A 20,258-nucleotide genomic window follows, 5' to 3' on the forward strand; every position below is an offset into this window, starting at 1 on the left:
TCGGGCGCACATAATATATGTACAGGATGGTTATTTCATGGATCATAAAAATAAAGCAAGTAGAGCCCCTTTATATGAAGCGTTGCTTGCGTATCGTGATTCGAAGCAGCGTTCTTTTCATGTGCCTGGGCATAAGAATGGACAAGCTTATCGACATTTGGTAGAACAAGCAGAAGCAGGGCAACCTCCAGTTAAGGATATCGTCAATGAGGAATACCCGCATAACAGAGAGATCCAGAATGATGGAGAAAAGAATTTTAACCAGAAGGTAGAGCGTTTCAGTTCGGTGGGTGAACATGGGGCTGATCTGGAGAGTGTGGAACGACTCAGCGTTGAAGGGGCTCACTCGGAATTAGAACTGGTACCGATGCGTTCATTTCTGGAGATGATGGAGATGGATGTTACGGAGATTACGGGCACCGATGATTTGCACCATCCGGAAGGTGTAATCCAGGAAGCACAGGAGCTTGCGGCAGATTGTTTTGGAGCGGAGGAGAGTTTCTTCCTTGTGGGAGGAAGTACAGCAGGTAATTTGTCTCTATTGCTAACTGTGTGTGATGAGCCAAACAGTATTGTGCTGGTGCAACGGAATGTGCACAAATCCGTTATTCACGGGTTAATGCTGGCAGGAGCAAGAGCTGTATTTCTGGAGCCGTGGGTCGATCCTGCGTCTGGACTTGCGGTCATGCCGTCTGTGGAGACGGTGCAGGCTGCTGTCCAGTCCTATCCTGAGGCAAAGGGCGTATTGGTCACTTTGCCCAATTATTACGGCATGGGCGCTGATCTGACGCCCATAGCCGAGGTATGCCACGCCGCTGGCATGCCATTGCTCGTGGATGAAGCGCATGGCGCGCATTATGGGCAGCATCCGGAGCTGCCTGTCTCTGCACTGTCATGCGGAGCAGACGGTGTCGTGCAGTCGACACATAAGATGCTGACGGCCTTCACCATGGGTGCCATGCTGCACATTCAGGGACCACGGTTAAACCGGTCCCTGTTAAGGCAGCGTCTGGCCATGGTGCAAAGCTCAAGCCCATCATACCCGGTGATGGCTTCGCTTGATCTGGCGCGCCGGCTGCTGCATGTGCAGGGCGCGAACACCTTCACGGCGGGGCTCGCCGCCGTGGATGCTTTTAAGCGCGGCCTCGCGGAGCTGCCGCGCTTTCAGTTGCTGCAGCCTGCACAGCCGCTGCAGCCAGAACCGCCAGCCGGAACAGCGAAGCCGGCTGGCATGTCCGTGTCCGCTGCGCAGCAGACACGGGAGGGTCTGACCGCGGCGGCGATGCCATCTGCCGCGGGGTATACCGCTCAGGACCCATTCAAGGCCGTCATCTATGACGGCGCAGGGGTGCTGAGCGGTTATAGGCTACAGCAGCAGCTGGAAGCATGCGGCTGTGTGCCTGAGATGAGCGACGAACGGTACGTCGTCTTGCTCTTCAGCCTGGGCTCAACGGTGGAAGATGCTCAGCACCTGTTGCAGGCTTTACACCATATCAGCTCTGCCAATGGGCATGAGCTGAACCAATCCAATACAGAGCCATCGCAACAGATTGCGAAAGGTTCGGCACATTATATTTCCACGTGGAACAATTTACAAGAAACCACTCGCTACTCGGAACCGATCTCCTTTACATTGCAACCAATTGTGGAGACGAATACGATCAATGTCCCGATAGAAGAAAGCGCGGGTTGTCGATCAGCTGAGATGGTAGTTCCGTATCCTCCAGGGATTCCGCTTGTATATCCGGGTGAACGTATTAGTCTATCGATGGTGGCACGTATACAACTCCTGCGGGATGAGGGTGCAAAATTTCATGGGGTATCCGATGCATCTCTACAGTCATTGAAGGTTATGAAGGAATGAAGGGAACACATGAGGATCTGAATTGCATTCACCAATAGGTAGGCAATATGACCAATACGGATAGCGATACCGGACCCTACACATGTGAGGGTCTCTTGGTCATTAATCTAGTTGCTAGGGCGTGTCTTCAAAATCAGGCATGCAATACGTTGAAGGATGTCAGGGTCCAACAGCTTGAAGTCAAGGATTGCTGATCCTGGCGAATTGTCCAGACGATTTTCTAAGAAACCGAGGACGTCTTATTTAGCCTTCGAGTCCTCCTTTTATTTTGTAAGGAATCTGAGACACGTTATTAACCATATTGACCTAACAAACACGCTGTAAACGGCTGGTTATTCCAATATACCGTGTTTCAGATTCCTTAGATTGCTGCGGGCGCTTCAAATCGCTGAATAAGACGTCACAGGGTCGTTAGCCCTCCCGCTCCGTGCCCTGCTCCAGACACATTCAGTTTGAAGACACGCTTTAGTTCAACTTATATAGATAGACATAAGAAAGAAGGGAACACTTTGGGTATTCCGCTAAAAAAATATACAGGAATAGTCCTGCAAGTTTTGTTGATGTACGGTTTTTATTGGATTGGCAACTTGATTCAAGCTGTATTACATCTGCCGTTAACAGGCAGTATTGTGGGCATGATGGTATTGTTTGTCACCATTCAACTGGGATGGATCAAAATGAGCTGGGGAGAAGAAGGGTCGACGTGGCTTCAATCTCATCTGCAATTGTTGTTCATCCCGCCAACTGTGGGCATTATTAATCATTTTGATTTTTTTAGAGCGAGCACCTTGTTATTGGTTCTGGGTTTGATCGTTAGCACATTAATCACATGTCTGATATCTGCCAAATTAAGTGAGTGGCTTATGACATGGAGATCGTCTCATTCAGGCAAAAAGGAGGCGATCACTTGTCAGCATTCATCCTCGGAATTGGAATGATCGCGCTAACAATCGCTGTATATATTCCAGCCACTCGTCTATATAAAAGGCTGAAATGGCCGATACTTATGCCTGTACTCACAACGACTGCCATCCTGATTCTGATATTGGTGATTTCCGGTATAAAGCTGGATACCTACATGCTGGGTGGAAAATGGATACAGGAGCTTTTGGGACCAGCAGTCGTATCGCTCGCTTTTCCCTTGTCCAGACATCTGCATGTGCTGAAGCAAAATATCATTCCAATTGTGGGTGGAACAATCGGAGGCAGTATTACAGGTATCGCTACAGGCGCTTTAATCGCCATTCTGCTCGGTTATCCGCAAGAGATGGTCATCGCTTTATTGCCAAAATCAGTGACAACTCCTGTGGCTATTCAACTCGCTAATCAGGTTGGGGGGAATGCCTCATTCACATCGCTGTTTGTGATGATTGCAGGATTCTCAGGGATATTATTGGGGCCGATGCTCTTGAAATGGGCCAAGGTCCGCAGTAAACATGCCTATGGAATTGGACTGGGTTCAGCATCTCATGCCCTCGGCATGGCAAGGTCTTTTGAATATGGAGAGAATGCGGTAGCCCTCAGTTCAGTTTCCATGATTGTCAGTGCTATTGCCGGATCAATTATGCTTCCATTATGGGTATGGATTATCTACGGTTGAACGCTTTACTTTGTTGTTCATGTTGGAGTAACCGCTGACCTATAGTATGATAGAGAGAAACAAGCTTGTATGATCTTGGTGTTATTAATACGTACCGATATAGCTGTAGTTATACACCTCTGGGCGGGGGATATCATATCTTGTAGTAAGAGGGTCTAAGCATATTCCATTACAGCAGCAATAGATGCAATTATCGACATAGAAAGCAGGGAAGCATATGCAGGGCAGAGGTAAATTCATTACGCTGGAAGGGGGAGAGGGTTCCGGTAAAACAACGATGATCGGTAGAATAGGTTCTTATTTTGAAGAACGGGGTATACCTTACGTAGTTACGCGAGAGCCTGGTGGAATTGAGATTGCGGAGAAAATACGTTCAATTATTCTGGACCCTCTTCATACGGCAATGGATGCTCGAACCGAAGCGCTATTGTATGCAGCTGCACGCAGCCAGCATCTGGCGGAGAAAGTAGAGCCTGCGCTGAGAGCTGGAAAAGCAGTCATCTGTGACCGATTTGTCGATAGCAGTCTGGTCTATCAAGGATACGCCCGTGGACTCGGGATAGAGAATGTATGGGCCATTAATCGTTTTGCGATTGGTGATCTCATGCCGGATGTAACCTTATATCTGGACATTGAGCCTGAAGTGGGGCTTGCCCGGATCGATGCTCATGATGGCCGCGAAGTGAACCGTCTGGATCTGGAAAATCTGGAGTTTCACCGTAAAGTGCGAGAGGGTTACTTCCTATTAAAAGAGCAGTTCCCGGAACGAATCAGAGTTATCGATGCTTCCATGAAGCAGGAGGATGTCTTGGCAGCAATGATTTTGTCGCTGGAGACAGGGATTTTGAAGGATTTTGACGAGTAATTGTCTAATATATAGACAGGGCATTTGATAAAGGTGCTTATTCTAAAGGAGGTTATGCAGGATGAAACTGATTGTTGCGATTATACAGGATAAAGACAGCAACCGATTATCCAGCGCATTGGTCAAAGCAAACTTTCGGGCGACGAAGCTTGCCAGTACGGGCGGATTTTTGAAGGCAGGCAACACGACGTTTATGATCGGTGTCGATGATGGTCAAGTCGAATCCGTAATGAACGTCATTCGCAGCAGCTGTAAGGTTCGTGAACAGCTCGTGACTCCGGTCACACCGATGAGTGGAACAACCGACTCTTACCTGCCGCTACCTGTTGAAGTTCAAGTAGGCGGAGCTACTGTATTTGTTCTCCCGGTAGATCGCTTCGAACATTTCTAATTAAACCTATTGCATGGATCCCATGAGGGTCCTTCATGATCGATAGCATGTTGGAAACGATGGATGCAAGAAGAGTTAACAGAGTTCGTGCGTGCCACTTACGGAACGCCTTTCTTGACGAGAAGAATCAGCATACTCTTTCCGGATGAGCATTTCCCAGCTGGGAATGGTTCCTTTCGGAAAGAGGTTGACTACAAAGAACAAGTCCTTGATGGTGATGTGTATCTACCATTATATATAGAGTGTGATCAGCATATATAAAAGCCTCATTCTCACGCACAGGCGCAACGCGCACTGTGCTGATGGGCGATTGGCTAACTATGATAGAAAGCGGGCGTATCCATGAAAATCAATCCTGGATTCAGACCGATTCAGAGCGGGATCAGTTCTACTGATTCAGGTTCCAAACCGGTTCAATCCAAAAATTTCTCTGATATGATGAATCACCAGGGGGAACGGGCCTCACAAGCTGAACTGAATCGCCGGTTTAGTGAAATCCAGCTTCAGGGAGATCGCTTGGCACGTTCCATGACGATTCGTGAACTGAAGGCGTATAAGCAACTTGTTAAAAGGTTCCTGGAAGAGACCGTTCGTCGCGGTGTATCCATGAAAGAGACAAGGGGTTGGGATCGTCGTGGCAGAGGTAAGCGGTATAAGCTGATTGATGAAATTGACTCCGCTCTGTTATCCATGGCTGATGAATTGCTGGATACAGAAGAAGGAAAAATCTCTCTATTACAACAAGTAGGCGAAATTCGGGGGATGCTTATTAATTTAAGCTTCTGAGGAGGAAGTATGTCCTTTCAACAGATTATGGGTCAACAAGCGGCCAAGAAAATGTTACAAAGCAGTTTGAGACGTAAGGCAATAAGCCATGCGTATTTGTTTAGCGGTCCAGCTGGTAGTGGGCAACGGAAGACGGCAATTACCTTTGCCAAGGCAATATTCTGTACAGAGCTTGAAGATGACGCTTGTGGGCAGTGTCTTGAATGTCGTAAGGTAGATCATGGTAACCATCCGGATCTAACCATGCTTGCACCAGATGGAAACAACATTAAAATAGATCAAATCCGGGATCTGCAACGTATCTTTTCATACCGATCAGAGGCAGGCCATCCCAAAGTATATATTATAGAACAAGCCGAAAAAATGACGGTGCAGGCAGCAAACAGTTTGCTCAAATTTCTGGAGGAACCGCAGGTACCAGCAGTCGGCATCCTGATTACAGATAATGGACAGGCCATGTTGCCAACGATCCGCTCACGCTCCCAATTGGTACCGTTCAGCGCACTGAATCCGGAAGAGATGCTGCAATCACTAATTGAGGAAGGGCACCCTGCCAATCTGGCTCGCTCTGCCGTCCATTTAGCGTCAGGATTGGAAGCATGTAGAGAAATTCTCCAGCAGAATTGGTTTGCAGAAATTAGAAACGTAATGTTACAATTAGGGAAGGAGTCCCTGGGTAGAGGAAGTACATCATTGATCTCTGCACAGCAGAAGCTTTTTAAAACCGGACTCTCTGAACACCTGGACATGCTGCTTAGTTTGTTCCATCTATGGTTTAGGGACATGCTGTATGTTCAGTACGATAGGCATGAACATATCGTTTTTATAGATCAGTTAGACATGTTATCTCAGTTGGCACATACCCGCAGCACAGAGCAGTGGGTCTCCTATATGGATATGGCCGCAGCATGCAGAAAAAAATTGCGTTTCAACGTCAATGGCCAGCTTTGTCTGGAGCAATTTTTGATCGGTTTGGCATAAGACTGGGAGAGGGCAAAGTTAGCTCCAATCATATGCAAACGGTTATAACTTCGGCCGGTTCCCTAAGAAGACGGGGCTTCAGACGAAGTGGGGTTGGCTTACAAGGGGGTTAATTTTTTGTACAGTGTAGTGGGTGTCCGTTTCAAAAAAGCGGGCAAAATTTATTACTTCGATCCCCTGGACCTTCCCATTGAGAAAGAAAACTGCGTTATCGTGGAGACAGCGCGGGGGGTTGAGTACGGTAAGGTTGTCGTAGGTAAGAAGGAAGTGGGCGAGTCCGATGTGGTGTTGCCGCTGAAGAAAGTCATCCGCGTTGCGGGCGATACAGATGCCCGTGTGGTTGATGAGAACAAACGTGCAGCCAAAGAAGCATTCGGTACTTGTTTAAATAAAATCAAAGACCATGGCCTCAAAATGAAGCTGGTCGATGTGGAATTTACGTTTGATCGCAATAAAATTATATTTTATTTTACAGCTGAAGGAAGAGTTGATTTCCGGGAGCTGGTCAAGGATCTGGCAAGCATATTCCGGACACGAATCGAGCTGAGACAGATTGGTGTACGTGATGAAGCGAAGATGCTTGGCGGAATCGGACCTTGCGGCCGTGTGTTGTGTTGTTCTTCCTGGCTGGGAGACTTTGAGCCGGTATCAATCAAGATGGCTAAAGATCAGAGCCTGTCACTGAATCCGACGAAAATTTCAGGGTTGTGCGGAAGACTCATGTGCTGTCTGAAATTTGAGCATGATAACTATGAAAGTGTGAGAGAAGAACTGCCAGCTGTAGGCAAATTGGTCGTCACCTCATTGGGTGAAGGAAAAGTTGTCGGAATTAATGCCGGTAGCCGCACAGTCCATGTTCAACTGTTCGACATCAGTAAAGTCAAAGAACTTCCGCTGGATGACGTCGTTATCAAGTAAACCATAAAGGTTGCTTCGGGGTGGAAACTTGGAAAAGAAAAATCTGTTTACGCACATTCATGAAATGGAAACCCAACTGGGTCAGTTGCACGGTGATTTAGGAGAGTTAAAAATGATTGTGAAGGAGCTGCTTGAGGATAATCAGCGGCTTACCATCGAGAATGAGCAGTTACGCAAACTGCTCAAACGTGAGGCTCCGGCAGATCTGCCGATCTCTTCAGCACTCGCTCCTGTAGCAAGACCAGCAGGTCCGGCTACAGGCGAGGATGTTGTGGGTGAAGGGTATGATAATCTGGCCCGGTTGTATCACGAAGGCTTCCATATCTGCAACGTCTATTATGGACATTTGCGGACGGAAGGCGATTGTCTGTTCTGCCTGTCTTTTTTGAATAAATGAAGTGACCGTAGGGATCCCCTACGGTTTTTTTTCAAGGTTATAAACCTAAACTAAACAAACATGAGATATAGAGTACCGGAGGATGAGCGTAACATATGGAAGAAAATGAAGTTGTGTTACATGAGTCAGAGCGGATTGATGATCTGCTCTCTCATGATCTGAGAATCATTCAAAGTGATGAAGTGTTTAGTTTTTCGATGGATGCCGTATTATTAGCCCGGTTTGCTTCCGTACCTAAACGGGGTCGTATACTTGATTTGTGTACGGGTAACGGGGTGGTTCCCATTTTGCTTACAACGCGTACGCAGGCTAGTCTGGAAGGGATCGAGATTCAGCCACGTTTGGCTGATATGGCGCGTCGCAGTGTGCAATTAAATGCATTGGATGAGTCGATTATGATTCGTGAAGGTGATTTGCGAGAACTCGTGAAAGAAACAGGACATGCTGTATACGATGCAATAACGGTTAATCCTCCATACATGCCTCTGAATGGCAGTGACCTCAAGATGAACACACATCAGGCAATGGCACGTCATGAAATCGGATGTACCCTGGAAGAAGTGATTCAGGCTTGCAGTCGACTTGTACGTAATGGCGGCAAAGTATCGATGGTTCATCGTCCACAGCGCCTTGCAGAGATTATCTCACTCATGCGCGAATATAAGCTGGAACCAAAAAGGATTCGGATGGTACATCCCCGTGCTCATTTGGAAGCCAACATGGTGTTAATTGAAGGAATGAAAGATGGTAAACCGGAAGTTAGGATGCTTCCTCCACTCATTGTCTACAATGAAGAGGGGAAATACTGCGAAGAGATTATGGATATTTACTATGGTCAGCAACATGCTGAGCGTACTACGAAAGGAGGGCTTTAGATGACTTTGCATATTCAAAAAAGCTATGCGGAGCAGCCTGAAGGATCAGGCAAGCTCTATCTGGTTGGAACACCCATTGGTAATCTGGAGGATATGACCTTCCGTGCCATCAAGACATTGCAGAGTTGTGACATCATTGCAGCAGAAGATACACGCCAGACCCGAAAGCTGCTTACCCATTTTGAAATTACACCTTCGATGCTGTTTAGTTATCATGAGCATAATAAGGGGGCGAGTGGACCTGAACTGATACGCTATATAATAGAAGGAAAAAATTTGGCACTCGTCAGCGATGCCGGTTTGCCAGCTATTTCGGACCCTGGTTCTGACCTTGTACAGCTTGCACTGGAAGCCGGAATAACGGTCATTCCCATCCCGGGGCCCAACGCTGCGTTGTCTGCTCTGATCGTGTCCGGATTACCGACGGAGCGTTTTACATTCGGCGGTTTTTTGCCGCGGGAGAAAAAGGACATGCGAAAAGTGCTGGAGGCTTTTGACGAATCCAACGGGACTTTGTTATTTTATGAATCGCCTCACCGTATTCGGAAAACATTAGTCCACCTTGAAGAAATTCTGGGTGATCGCTCGATTGTCCTGGCTCGTGAACTAACCAAGCGTCATGAAGAATTCGCAAGGGGTACTGTGAGGGAATGCATAGACTGGCTTGAAGAGCATCCACCTCTTGGCGAGTACTGCTTGCTGGTAGAAGGCATTAAGGAAGAGGAGCGTAAGGCTGAGCGCGAAGCATGGTGGCAGCTCATGTCACTCGCGGATCATGTCAGCCATTATGAGGGTGAAGGACATAACCGCAAAGATGCAATGAAAAAAACGGCTACCGATCGCGGTCTGGCGAAGCGTGATGTATATAATGCATTAATCGAGTAGTAATCTAACCAAATATCTTCTGTTGTGGGGAACATAACCTGAAAAGAAGCTTATATCCAACCTTAGTGGAATATTAAAAAGAGCAGAGTGGCTAAAAAAAATTCCGAACAAAATTCATCGTTCTCTCCCAGTTCGCGTGTGACAGAATCATTTTGGGTAATGGAACCCATAACAAGGCAAAAAAATACCTTCCGCGGTGGGGTTCACACCGGGAAGGTCATTAAGGAATATTAAAAAGGTTAGAAATAACAATTTAGATAAGTCCAGTATACCTGGTTTTTCTTATTTTGTCACAGGTGCAGGGATTTCGGAAATACATTCGTTACAAACAATTTTACCTTTGAAGTAAGTAACGTTCTCTGCATTACCACAGAAGATACAAGCAGGCTCGTATTTTTTCAACATGATGCGCTCGCCGTCAACGTAGATTTCCAGAGCATCTTTTTCACCAATACCGAGCGTACGGCGCAATTCAATTGGAATAACTACCCGTCCCAGTTCGTCCACTTTTCTTACAATACCTGTTGATTTCATCATTATAATCAGTGCTCCTCTCAGCTAACTATCTTTGTCATTATTCGACATTATTTTATGTTTTATGATACTCATCATACCAACGATTCCCAAATCAGTCAACCTTAAAATTAGCTTAAAATTAAGGCTGTTTTTCACAAGGTTACTGGTGGTAAGGGATTGGAAGCCATTTTTCGCATTTAAACCTCAATGTCAGCTTTGTCGATTTGGAAAACGACAAAACTACTTCATTCGACAAAGTTCGTCATATGGTGTCGAATCTTAGGTGAATCGCAGAGCTCAAAGCGTTAATATAAAAGAAATTAAAGGAGTGAGTCGACATGGAACAACGTTTAACGGAAGAGAAAGTATTCAAAGATCCGGTACATAATTATATCCACGTGCAAGATCCGGTTATATGGCAGTTAATTAACACCCCGGAATTTCAGCGTTTACGCCGGATTCGTCAACTGGGTACTTCTTACCTTACCTTTCACGGAGCAGAGCATAGTCGGTTCTCACATTCACTAGGTGTTTATGAGATCACACGCAAGATCATCTCTCAATTTGAAAGAAGTCATTATTCGGATTGGCCGAAGGAAGAAAAGATTGTAGCTCTGTGTGCAGCTCTACTTCATGATCTCGGGCATGGGCCATTCTCTCACTCCATCGAGGAAGCTTTTGACATGAATCACGAAGATTGGACTTGTCGCATTATTACAGGTGATACCGAAGTAGGGGCGATCTTAAGACGGTATGCTCCTGATTTTCCTGAGAAAGTAGCGTCTGTCATTCAAAAAACGTATGAAAAGCCGATTGTGGTGAACTTGGTGACCAGTCCGCTTGATGCAGACCGAATGGATTATTTGCTCAGGGATGCCTATTTTACAGGTGTAAATTACGGCACGATTGACCTTGATCGTATCCTTCGGATGCTGCGTCCTTATCATGGGCGGATTGTAGTCAAGGAGTCAGGCATGCATGCTGTGGAGGATTACCTAATGTCTCGGTATCAGATGTATTGGCAGATTTACTTCCATCCGGTAACTCGTAGTTCTGAAATTATATTGCGGCAAATATTCAAGCGAGCGAAAACACTCCTACAACATGGTTTTCAATTCCGCTTCATGATTGATCCACTCCCTCAATTATTTGAAGGAGAATTATCCGTGGATGAATATTTGCAGTTGGATGAAGCATTAATTCAGACGGCATTTACGCAGTGGCGCAAGGAGGACGATACTGTTCTGAGTGAGTTATGCGAACGTTTTATGGATCGCAAGTTATATAAGTATGTAGAGCTTGAACAGGTCGACTTGACAATGATGGAAGAGATTCGGGAAGCTTTTGTACAGGCTGGCCTCGATCCCGAATATGATCTTGAAATTGATTTTCCTTCGGATAATCCGTATGATGTGTTTCGTCCGGATGAATCCACAGATAAGCAGATTCTTCTTCTGGATCGACAGGACAATTTACGTGAGTTGTCAGAAGTATCTGACATTGTCCGTTCCATCAGTGGGCTTCACCGAGGGAAACATCATTTGTATTACCCGCAAAACAAGGTGGATGCGATTATTCACGAATTACCGTCACATATACGCCCCTATTTCTTGTAATCGTGTGGGTATAATCCGATGAAGAATTTCGATATCAAAACACTTTCTAAAAGAGCTATTTTCCATGATACAGTAATCTGCTTTAATGGGGAGTATATGTAGATCGACATAATTTTGTAAATGCAAGTAGACAGAATGAGCACAATCAACAATATATAGATCAGAATATCCGTATATCTTCTATATATTGTATTTGTGAAGAAACAAACGTAATGATGTAATACACAGATACCCAAAATGTTTTATGTATGAGTCATTGAATTATTGAATTTTACAAATTGGATTTTGAAAAAGAAGATAGTCGTTATTTCGACATGAAGGGAGATACAGACATGATGCTGTTCGACACACATACACATCTGGATGCACCACAATTCGACGAGGACCGCGAGGACATGATTCAGCGTGCTGTGGATGCAGGAGTTGGTCGCATGATCAACATTGGCTTTAACCGGGAGACGATTCCAACCACAATGAAACTTGCCGAAACGTATGACTTTATATATGCAGCTGTAGGGTGGCATCCCGTAGATGCGATCACAATGCAGGAGGGCGATTTGGAGTGGATTGCATCTTTATGCAAGCATGAAAAAGTGGTTGCAATCGGTGAGATTGGATTGGATTATCACTGGGATACTTCACCAAAAGAAATACAGCATCGCGTATTACGACAACAAATTGCTTTGGCGCGTGAAGTGAACATGCCAATTGTCATCCATAATCGGGATGCACATGAGGATATCATAAGAATTTTGCGTGAAGAGAAGGCGGGCGAAGTTGGTGGTGTGATGCACTCGTTCTCGGGCAGCTGGGAAACAGCAAAAAGTTGTCTCGATATGGGCTTCCATCTCTCCTTCGGAGGACCGATCACATTCAAAAATGCAAAGCAACCCAAAGAGGTGCTGGAGAAGGTTCCTATGGATCGGTTTTTCATTGAAACAGATGCTCCATATTTGACACCGCACCCTTATCGTGGGAAGCGAAATGAGACAGCGCATGTACGTCTGGTTGCAGAGGCAGCTGCGGAAATTAAAGGCATTTCGGTGGAGGAAATTGCTGCAATAACAACCAAAAATGCCATGGAACGATTTGGGATTCGTTAAAAAAACGAGCAAATGAGGTGAAAAAGGCAGGTAAGCGGAGGTAATTTGCCCTTTGATCCAAATAAATCAAGAATATTACAATATTTTAACCAAATATTCAGAAAAACGTACTTGATCAACGCTTTACAACATGCATCAAAACAGGATATCATCTTTTCAGTGAATTGTTGTGCGGAAAATTGGACAGATGTTCGGGGGATGAACAAAGGGACACTTTCCGATGAAACAACATTACTTTCATGAATCAGTCTCGCTGAGTCTCCGTTATCGGAGAGCGGGGGAACCAATAGGGCTTAAACATCGGTGTATTTGGCCGATGCGCAACGTTCGCTGACCCAAAAGCAGCGAAGGGAACTGCGAAGCCATATTTGATTTCTTCTTTGGGTCTCGGGGTGAATTCAAGGGCGTCCGCCATGAGCGGGTGACCCAAGATAGGGCGGCTCTCTTTCGCCCGAACCCGACAGCTAACCTCGCAAGCGGAAAAAGAGAGGCAACCTCGTGCATGAATTTCCGATATTCAAAATCATTCGGAAGCCACGGAAGAGTTCCTCTTACACTCTTTCTTTGGCTTTTTTGTTTTTGAATAAAAGAAATATTGTCATCATACGGTAGGTATTCAGGAGGATGACATCATGTTGCGAAGATTGATTCATGGTGCAGAATCGGATTATGTTGGTCCAATCTGTGTTCTGTAGAAAATTTGGTATAGTCACGTCAAAGACATCATGCATTACTTTAGACGGCGAGGCTATGAAGGAGGACGGAGAAGTGGGCACATTCCAACCAGAAGAGACCCATGAGTCACGATCATCCAGTAAGTCTTTCGCGTTGCGGTGGAAGCATGAGAACATGCGTCAAATGGCATTGATCGCGATTTTCTCAATTGCGCTTACAATCATGATCTTGTTAGTCGTTTACGGTCAGGCCGGGAAACAAATTTCGCTGGTTATTGATGGCAAAGCTCAGGTGGTAGAGACTCGTACAGGAATGCTTCAGGAAATGCTGGAGGAGCAGTCGATCACAGTCAGCCCTCACGATAAGGTATCCATGTCCATGAATGGGGCGATTACAGATGGAGACCGAATCGTTATTGAGCGGGCCGTTCCAGTTAACATTACGGCAGACGGAGACACCAAGACTCTGTATACAACCGATTCATCGGTAGAAGATGCAATTCAAAAATCAGGTATTCAAGTTGAAAGTAATGATAAAGTGTATCCGGCGCTTGGAACTGCGATCAAAGCGGAGATGAAGATCCGTGTAGTGCGCGTAACAAAGCGTACAGTGGAAGTAGAGCAACCGATCGCTTACAAAGTCATTAAAACGGCTGACCCTAGCTTATACAAAGGGGATAACCGTGTCGTTGTGAACGGCAAAGAAGGCACAATTGTGCAGCATATCGAAAAGGTATTTCAGGATGGAGAATTGGTCTCCAAAAAAATGGTCCGCAAATCTGTCGCGAATAATCGTGTAGATAAAGTGATCGCTGTCGGCACCAAAGCAAAACCGGTCGTGAAAGAACCTGAGATTCAGACCGTATCGGCTCAAACTTCAACAACCAAAAAGGCTACAACAACGAACTCGAAGAAAACATCTGCCTCGGGCAGCAAAGTGATTACCGTATCCGGGACTTCTTTTAAATACTCCAAAGTACTTAAAAATGTATCCATGACTGCCTACTCTTCTGAAGAGCCTGGCATTGGAACTAAAACAGCTTCCGGTACTCGTGTAACGGAAGGGCGCACCATTGCGGTTGATCCCAAAGTCATTCCAATTGGCTGGTGGGTATATATCGAAGGTCTGGGATTCCGTCGTGCGGAAGATACAGGCGGTGCCATTAAAGGCAACAAAATTGATGTGTATTATGACAGTGTGAAGCATGCCCTGAATTTTGGACGTAAGAAAGGCAAGACGGTCTACGTGATCGGTCCGGTGAAGCCGGAAGCGAACTAAAATCGTTTTACTTTGAAATGGGAATGCTATAAAATAGTTGCATGAATGATTCATGCGGAATATGCGGCGGAGGAGTCTGAATTCAGTCTCCCCCGCCGTTTGGCAGAGAAGAGGATATTCCTCTTCTTTTTGCGTTAGAAAGGAAGAAATGGAACATGATAAAAGAAGTCATTGTGGTGGAAGGCCGTGACGATACGGTAGCTATCCGTCGGGCCGTGGAAGCCGATACCATAGAAACAGGTGGATCAGCAATCAACCAACGCATTCTGAAGCGGATTGCGCTTGCTCAGGAGAGACGGGGAGTCATTGTACTGACAGATCCGGATCATGCTGGCGAACGCATTCGAAAAATTATTGCGAACAAGGTGCCAGGCTGCAAACATGCCTTCATTCCGGAAGCCGATGCAACGCGCAAAGGGGACATTGGGGTGGAGAATGCCTCACCAGAGGCGATCCGTCATGCTCTGGCGCGCGTACATACTTCATACGAAGGTGCTCCGAGCCTGATCGATTGGGAGGACCTGATCGCGGCAGGACTTATTGTGCATCCGCAGGCTGCTGCACGTCGCATGGAGATGGGCAATCTGCTGGGCATCGGATATTGTAACGGAAAGCAGTTCCACAAACGTCTCAGTGTATTTCAGATTACACGGGAAGAATTCTCTACAGCATTAGCGCAAATTGAACGTGAAGGATTGTGAGCATATGAAGAACATGGAAGAGACGATTGAAATTGCAACGCCCAAGCGTACGAAAGAGATTATTCAAAGACACGGATTCTCATTTAAGAAAAGTCTGGGTCAGAACTTTCTGATCGATCAAAATATACTGAACAAAATCGTTAATGCAGCCGATCTGGACGAGTCCAAGGGCGCACTGGAGATCGGGCCTGGTATTGGAGCCCTCACGGAGCGACTGGCTCGGGTAGCCGGTCCCGTCACAGCCGTAGAGATTGACCAGCGCTTAATCCCAATCCTGGGAGAAGTGATGCAGCCTTATTCAAATGTACGTGTTCATCATGGGGATGTGTTGAAGCTTGATCTGGCTGAGTTGTTTAATACGGATTTTGCATCCGTGGACAAAGTCAGTGTTGTGGCTAACCTGCCTTATTATGTAACGACTCCAATCATGATGAAACTGCTGGAAGAGAAGCTGCCGGTAGACAGCATTGTTGTCATGATCCAAAAAGAAGTGGCTGAACGCATGGCTGCTGCACCGGGATCAAAAGACTACGGTAGTCTGAGCATCGCAGTTCAGTACTACAGTATGCCGGAACTTGTGTGTATTGTGCCTCCTACGGTCTTCATTCCGCAACCTAATGTGGAATCAGCTGTCATTAAGCTGAAGGTGCGTGAGCAGCCACCAGTGGAGATTCCGGATGAAGCACACTACTTCGAAGTGGTACAGGCTTCTTTTGCTCAGCGGAGAAAAACAATCTCAAACAACTTGAAGGCACGTTTCTTCACAAAGGAGAACCGGGAACAGGCAGACATTCTGCTGGAGCAGGCAGGTATCCAACCGTCCCGACGTGGAGAGACGTTGAGTCTGCAAGAGTATGCCACACTCAGCACCGTAATGTGGGAAGCAGGGGTACGTGCAGCGCTGTAAAATTTGAATGAACCAAACCGGGTCTCTGCCCATACGATGGGGTAGAGGTGATTACGTTGATGAATATCGGAGACTTGGTCGTTCGGAAGTCATACGGCGGCGATGTGACTTTTCGGGTGGAAGGCCTCCAGTTGGATGCTGCGGTCATTAAAGGGACTGAGTTCCGGCTGATTGCCGATTCCCCGGTGGACGATTTGATACAGGTTCCCTACGAACCACAAAGCGCCAAGACCAGACAGGCGCATATTAAAGCACATCAGACCCTGTCCCGTCTGCAGCAGAATCGTATGGAACAGGCTGAGCGGAATCGTGAAGGTCTGATACAGGATTGGTCTGCCCAGCAGGAACCGGCTTATTTTGAAATGCCTGGAAAGGTGCTTCATCTGGATGGAGATCCGAACTATTTGAAAAAAAGTATGGATCTCTATGAGCAACTTCGTGTGCCCGCAGAGGGACAGTATGTCCATGAATCGGCAATGGCAGATACCTTATACCGCTTATTACCCAAAGTACGTCCGGATATCGTAGTTATTACGGGTCATGATGGGGTGTTAAAGACACGTCAGCCCTATGACTTATATAGTCTTGGTAGCTACAAGAACTCGCAAAATTTTGTGTCGGCTATTCAGGTGGCCAGACAATATGAACGCCATCTGGACGCCCTCACTATTGTTGCAGGGGCCTGTCAGTCCCATTTTGAGGCACTGCTGCGCGCTGGAGCGAACTTTGCCAGTTCCCCAGGCAGAATTCTCATTCATGCACTTGATCCGGTCTATGTGGCAGCCAAGGCCTCCTTTACTTCTGTGCGCGATACGGTCAACATGAGTGATGTTCTGCACAATACCATCAGTGGTAGCCAGGGTGTGGGTGGTGTCGAGACACGGGGGAGTTACCGGGTAGGTCTGCCTGGGCTGAATGATTTATCTACGCTAAAAGTGAACCCGTCGGCAGTCTGATGTAGGCCATTTAAAGTCCCAATTTGGGGCTTTTTTTGTTTGCAAAAAAATTCATTGACAACAACTTTTTGATGCTGATATAATAATTAGTTTTGATTTGACAATGACTGTAAAATCCGGTATAATGGACAAGAAAAGAGGTGGTCGTCGACAATGGCTAAAAACACGCTGTTGGATATCAAACGCAATCTCGATGCACATATTGGTCAGAAAATTATGTTGCGGGCTAATGGTGGCCGCCGTAAGACCATTGAGCGTACGGGTGTATTGGAAGAAACGTACCCTTCTGTTTTTATTGTTAAGCTTGATGAGGAGCAAGAAACCTTCAAGCGAGTATCTTATAGTTATGCGGATATACTTACGGAATCGGTGGAAGTCATGGTTTATGACCCGGGCAGCCAGACGCATAGCTCCTATATGGAGACGTAAGTATCGATTTACAGGCGATTCGCCCCACAAGGCGGATCGCTTTTTTGTTTTCTTTAAACACCAATTCTCCCTATAACGTAACCCATACATTCAGGAATGAGCGAGGAACGGTCGCGGCATACTATATGGACAGGTGAAGGGACAGTTTCTTAAGCAATGCAGGAAACTGAATATGGCCTGGCGACAAAATGTCCAAAACGTGAACGAACAACGAACTCATCACATTATGAAGGATACTTTGGAGGAGGATGGTTCATGAGTCGCAGAAGAAGAAGTGTCATGTCAGAGGACCTGAAGAATGAGCTCGCGAAAGATCTGGGCTTCTATGATACTGTGCAACAGGAAGGCTGGGGCGGAATTAAAGCCAAGGATGCAGGAAACATGGTAAAACGTGCAATTCAACTTGCTGAACAGGCTGCGCGCAAATCTTAATCCGTTTCAAGCAGATTGAAAAGCGGGGAAATCCGTCAGGAACAACCCCGCTTTTTCCCCTTAGATGCGGAATACAAATGACTTGACAGCCCCATTTTGATATAATATGTTAAGTTGTCTTAGGGAAAAGGTGAGGACGGGTGAACGCCTTGAAAATTTACGAAAAAGCGCCTGCTAAAATTAATTTGATGCTGGACGTTTTACATAAAAGAAGCGATGGATTCCATGAAGTTGAAATGATCATGACCATGGTCGATCTGGCTGATCGGCTGGAAATGTCAGAGCTGCCGCGAGATACTATTTTCATCTCCAGTCAGGCGGGTTATATCCCGCTCGACGAGAAGAATCTGGCTTTCCAGGCAGCCAGACTCATTAAGGAACGCTATAACGTGCGTACGGGCGTCCACATTCATCTGGATAAAAAGATTCCAGTTGCAGCCGGACTCGCCGGCGGTAGCAGTGATGCAGCAGCAGCGCTGCGTGGATTGAACCGTCTGTGGCGGTTGAATATACCGGATCACGAACTTCAGGAACTTGGGGCTGAACTTGGGTCGGATGTTCCATTCTGTATCACAGGAGGGACTGCACTCGCTACAGGCCGTGGTGAGAAGTTAACTCCCATTCCTAATCCGCCGCAGTGCTGGGTAATTCTGGCCAAGCCTCCGATTAATGTGTCTACAGCCGATGTGTACGGAAGGTTCCGCAGTGACAAGATTGTTCGTCATCCGAGTGCAGCTAAAATGGAGCAGGCTATACGCAATCAATCATTTACGGAAGTCTGTGACCAGATGGGCAATGTGCTTGAAGATGTGACGTTGAAGCTGTATCCGGAAGTTCAGCATCTGAAGGATGCCATGATTCGATTGGGTGCAGACGGCGTGTTAATGTCTGGTAGCGGTCCAACGGTATTTGGTCTGGTTTCCAAAGAATCCAAGGTTGCCCGGATATACAATGGTCTGCGTGGGTTCTGTAAAGAAGTGTATGCTGTACGTATGTTAACGTAAAATTCGCTTTTATAATGTACAAACACGTATAAAGGTGTTATATTCTTAAATAATTATTCGGATTTGGATGTTTCCGTGATCGTGAGGATGGATCTCTGTGAAGAAGTTAAAACGAAGCGCAAGGCTGGTTGAAATGACGCAATACTTATTGTCCAGACCGCATACGGTTATTCCGTTGACCACATTTGCCGAACGTTATGGTGCCGCAAAGTCTTCAATTAGTGAAGATTTAGCGATTATCAAAGAAGTGTTCGAAGAAGGTGGGTCAGGAGAACTGCATACACTGGCTGGAGCAGCCGGGGGAGTAAGATGGATTCCGAAGGTATCCCGAGAACTGGCACTGGCATTTGCGGAGCGGCTCTCGACCCAGCTCGCGCAACCTGATCGGATCTTGCCTGGAGAATACCTGTACATGTCCGACTTGCTTGGTCAGCCCGCATTGATGAATGAAGCCGGCAAGATTTTTGCAACGGCCTTTGGCAATATGAATATTGATGTGGTTATGACGGTAGAAACCAAAGGAATTCCATTGGCTTATGCAACCGGTGCCCAGCTCAACCTGCCTGTCGTGCTCGTACGCAGGGACCATCAGGCTACAGAAGGATCGGCCGTAAGTATCAATTATGTATCCGGGTCCCACAAGAGTCTGCATACCATGTCCCTCTCTCGTAGGGCGATGCGTGAGCATTCCAGAGTACTTATTGTGGATGACTTCATGAAGGCCGGGGGTACGGTGCAAGGAATGATCGATCTTTTGGCCGAGTTTAATGCTACAGTAGCCGGGGTAGGGGTACTGGTGGAATCTGGTTCTGTAGATTCAGAAGAACGCCTGTTAACAGATTACGTATCTCTGGCGAAACTGACAGCGGTTGATGCCAAGAGCAGACAGATTTCCGTCAAGCCTGGCAACTATTTTGACCTGTAGAAAGATGACGAATGTTATGTCGTTAAAAGGTCTTTTCCATCGACCTGGCACTAACGTTGTCGAATTGTGTATTAAATAAAAAAATTCCTGAAATTAGGAAATTTTTGTGGTTATAAAAAGAAGGAGTTCGTATATGCTGTGTGGAATTATACAC

The 20,258-nt window shown here is 46.3% G+C and carries 22 protein-coding genes and 1 riboswitch; of the genes, 21 read left to right on the forward strand and 1 reads right to left on the reverse strand.

Going from position 1 to position 20,258, the window contains the following annotated elements:
- Positions 1-37: 37 nt before the first annotated feature.
- From NSQ20_RS00080 to rsmI, 11 genes are all read left to right on the forward strand, one after another.
- Positions 38-1,864: an aminotransferase class I/II-fold pyridoxal phosphate-dependent enzyme gene (locus NSQ20_RS00080; protein ID WP_340031565.1), complete on the forward strand. Its 1,827-nt coding sequence runs from the start codon at positions 38-40 to the stop codon at positions 1,862-1,864.
- A gap of 509 nt (positions 1,865-2,373) precedes the next feature.
- Entirely contained in the window at positions 2,374-2,802 is a 429-nt protein-coding gene (locus NSQ20_RS00085; RefSeq protein WP_340018840.1) for a CidA/LrgA family protein, read from the forward strand.
- Positions 2,772-3,464 (forward strand): LrgB family protein, encoded by a 693-nt coding sequence (locus NSQ20_RS00090; protein WP_083685168.1) that lies wholly within the window; start codon positions 2,772-2,774, stop codon positions 3,462-3,464. The genes NSQ20_RS00085 and NSQ20_RS00090 overlap by 31 nt, the downstream gene beginning before the upstream one ends.
- A gap of 217 nt (positions 3,465-3,681) precedes the next feature.
- The gene (gene tmk / locus NSQ20_RS00095; protein ID WP_017691392.1) at positions 3,682-4,329 is read left to right on the forward strand and encodes a dTMP kinase; all 648 of its coding nucleotides are present in this window, start codon (positions 3,682-3,684) and stop codon (positions 4,327-4,329) included.
- A gap of 61 nt (positions 4,330-4,390) precedes the next feature.
- Entirely contained in the window at positions 4,391-4,720 is a 330-nt protein-coding gene (locus tag NSQ20_RS00100) for a cyclic-di-AMP receptor (protein WP_017691391.1), read from the forward strand.
- A gap of 342 nt (positions 4,721-5,062) precedes the next feature.
- On the forward strand, positions 5,063-5,506 hold the full coding sequence (locus tag NSQ20_RS00105) for a YaaR family protein (protein ID WP_017691389.1): 444 nt from the start codon (positions 5,063-5,065) through the stop codon (positions 5,504-5,506).
- A gap of 9 nt (positions 5,507-5,515) precedes the next feature.
- Positions 5,516-6,487: a DNA polymerase III subunit delta' gene (gene holB, locus NSQ20_RS00110; RefSeq protein ID WP_036606132.1), complete on the forward strand. Its 972-nt coding sequence runs from the start codon at positions 5,516-5,518 to the stop codon at positions 6,485-6,487.
- Between the two features lie 117 nt (positions 6,488-6,604).
- On the forward strand, positions 6,605-7,405 hold the full coding sequence (locus NSQ20_RS00115; RefSeq protein ID WP_017691387.1) for a stage 0 sporulation family protein: 801 nt from the start codon (positions 6,605-6,607) through the stop codon (positions 7,403-7,405).
- A 28-nt stretch (positions 7,406-7,433) separates the two neighbouring features.
- Positions 7,434-7,802, forward strand: a complete 369-nt coding sequence (gene yabA / locus NSQ20_RS00120; RefSeq protein WP_017691386.1) for a DNA replication initiation control protein YabA — start codon at positions 7,434-7,436, stop codon at positions 7,800-7,802.
- 95 nt (positions 7,803-7,897) lie between these two features.
- Entirely contained in the window at positions 7,898-8,677 is a 780-nt protein-coding gene (locus NSQ20_RS00125; RefSeq protein WP_036606131.1) for a tRNA1(Val) (adenine(37)-N6)-methyltransferase, read from the forward strand.
- Positions 8,678-9,562, forward strand: coding sequence for a 16S rRNA (cytidine(1402)-2'-O)-methyltransferase (gene rsmI / locus NSQ20_RS00130; RefSeq protein WP_036606130.1), 885 nt, complete (start codon positions 8,678-8,680; stop codon positions 9,560-9,562).
- A gap of 282 nt (positions 9,563-9,844) precedes the next feature.
- Here the strand turns inward: rsmI and NSQ20_RS00135 are convergent, their stop codons facing one another.
- Positions 9,845-10,099 carry an AbrB/MazE/SpoVT family DNA-binding domain-containing protein gene (locus tag NSQ20_RS00135; protein WP_024633700.1) on the reverse strand — a complete coding sequence of 85 codons (255 nt, stop codon included), beginning with the start codon at positions 10,097-10,099 and terminating at the stop codon, positions 9,845-9,847.
- 317 nt (positions 10,100-10,416) lie between these two features.
- Between NSQ20_RS00135 and NSQ20_RS00140 the strand changes: the two genes are divergently transcribed.
- The 10 genes from NSQ20_RS00140 (at position 10,417) to purR (ending at position 20,104) form a co-directional block, all read left to right on the forward strand.
- Entirely contained in the window at positions 10,417-11,694 is a 1,278-nt protein-coding gene (locus tag NSQ20_RS00140; protein WP_036606129.1) for an HD domain-containing protein, read from the forward strand.
- A 332-nt stretch (positions 11,695-12,026) separates the two neighbouring features.
- The gene (locus tag NSQ20_RS00145; protein ID WP_179087975.1) at positions 12,027-12,797 is read left to right on the forward strand and encodes a TatD family hydrolase; all 771 of its coding nucleotides are present in this window, start codon (positions 12,027-12,029) and stop codon (positions 12,795-12,797) included.
- A gap of 241 nt (positions 12,798-13,038) precedes the next feature.
- Positions 13,039-13,292: riboswitch (cyclic di-AMP (ydaO/yuaA leader) on the forward strand.
- Positions 13,293-13,565: 273 nt separating this feature from the next.
- Entirely contained in the window at positions 13,566-14,750 is a 1,185-nt protein-coding gene (locus NSQ20_RS00150; protein ID WP_340031566.1) for a ubiquitin-like domain-containing protein, read from the forward strand.
- Positions 14,751-14,905: 155 nt separating this feature from the next.
- A complete protein-coding gene (rnmV, locus tag NSQ20_RS00155; protein ID WP_017691379.1) occupies positions 14,906-15,451 on the forward strand; it encodes a ribonuclease M5 in 546 nt (181 codons plus the stop codon).
- Between the two features lie 4 nt (positions 15,452-15,455).
- The gene (gene rsmA, locus NSQ20_RS00160; protein ID WP_100528122.1) at positions 15,456-16,358 is read left to right on the forward strand and encodes a 16S rRNA (adenine(1518)-N(6)/adenine(1519)-N(6))-dimethyltransferase RsmA; all 903 of its coding nucleotides are present in this window, start codon (positions 15,456-15,458) and stop codon (positions 16,356-16,358) included.
- 59 nt (positions 16,359-16,417) lie between these two features.
- Positions 16,418-17,314, forward strand: coding sequence for a sporulation peptidase YabG (yabG, locus tag NSQ20_RS00165; RefSeq protein WP_340031567.1), 897 nt, complete (start codon positions 16,418-16,420; stop codon positions 17,312-17,314).
- 153 nt (positions 17,315-17,467) lie between these two features.
- Positions 17,468-17,743, forward strand: a complete 276-nt coding sequence (locus tag NSQ20_RS00170) for a Veg family protein (RefSeq protein WP_017691376.1) — start codon at positions 17,468-17,470, stop codon at positions 17,741-17,743.
- A 255-nt stretch (positions 17,744-17,998) separates the two neighbouring features.
- A complete protein-coding gene (locus NSQ20_RS00175; RefSeq protein WP_017691375.1) occupies positions 17,999-18,175 on the forward strand; it encodes a small, acid-soluble spore protein, alpha/beta type in 177 nt (58 codons plus the stop codon).
- 149 nt (positions 18,176-18,324) lie between these two features.
- On the forward strand, positions 18,325-19,179 hold the full coding sequence (gene ispE / locus NSQ20_RS00180; protein WP_026081373.1) for a 4-(cytidine 5'-diphospho)-2-C-methyl-D-erythritol kinase: 855 nt from the start codon (positions 18,325-18,327) through the stop codon (positions 19,177-19,179).
- 97 nt (positions 19,180-19,276) lie between these two features.
- The gene (gene purR, locus NSQ20_RS00185) at positions 19,277-20,104 is read left to right on the forward strand and encodes a pur operon repressor (RefSeq protein WP_017691373.1); all 828 of its coding nucleotides are present in this window, start codon (positions 19,277-19,279) and stop codon (positions 20,102-20,104) included.
- Positions 20,105-20,258: the final 154 nt, after the last annotated feature.

It is taken from the genome of Paenibacillus sp. FSL K6-1122 (assembly GCF_037977015.1).
Lineage (GTDB): Bacteria > Bacillota > Bacilli > Paenibacillales > Paenibacillaceae > Paenibacillus > Paenibacillus amylolyticus.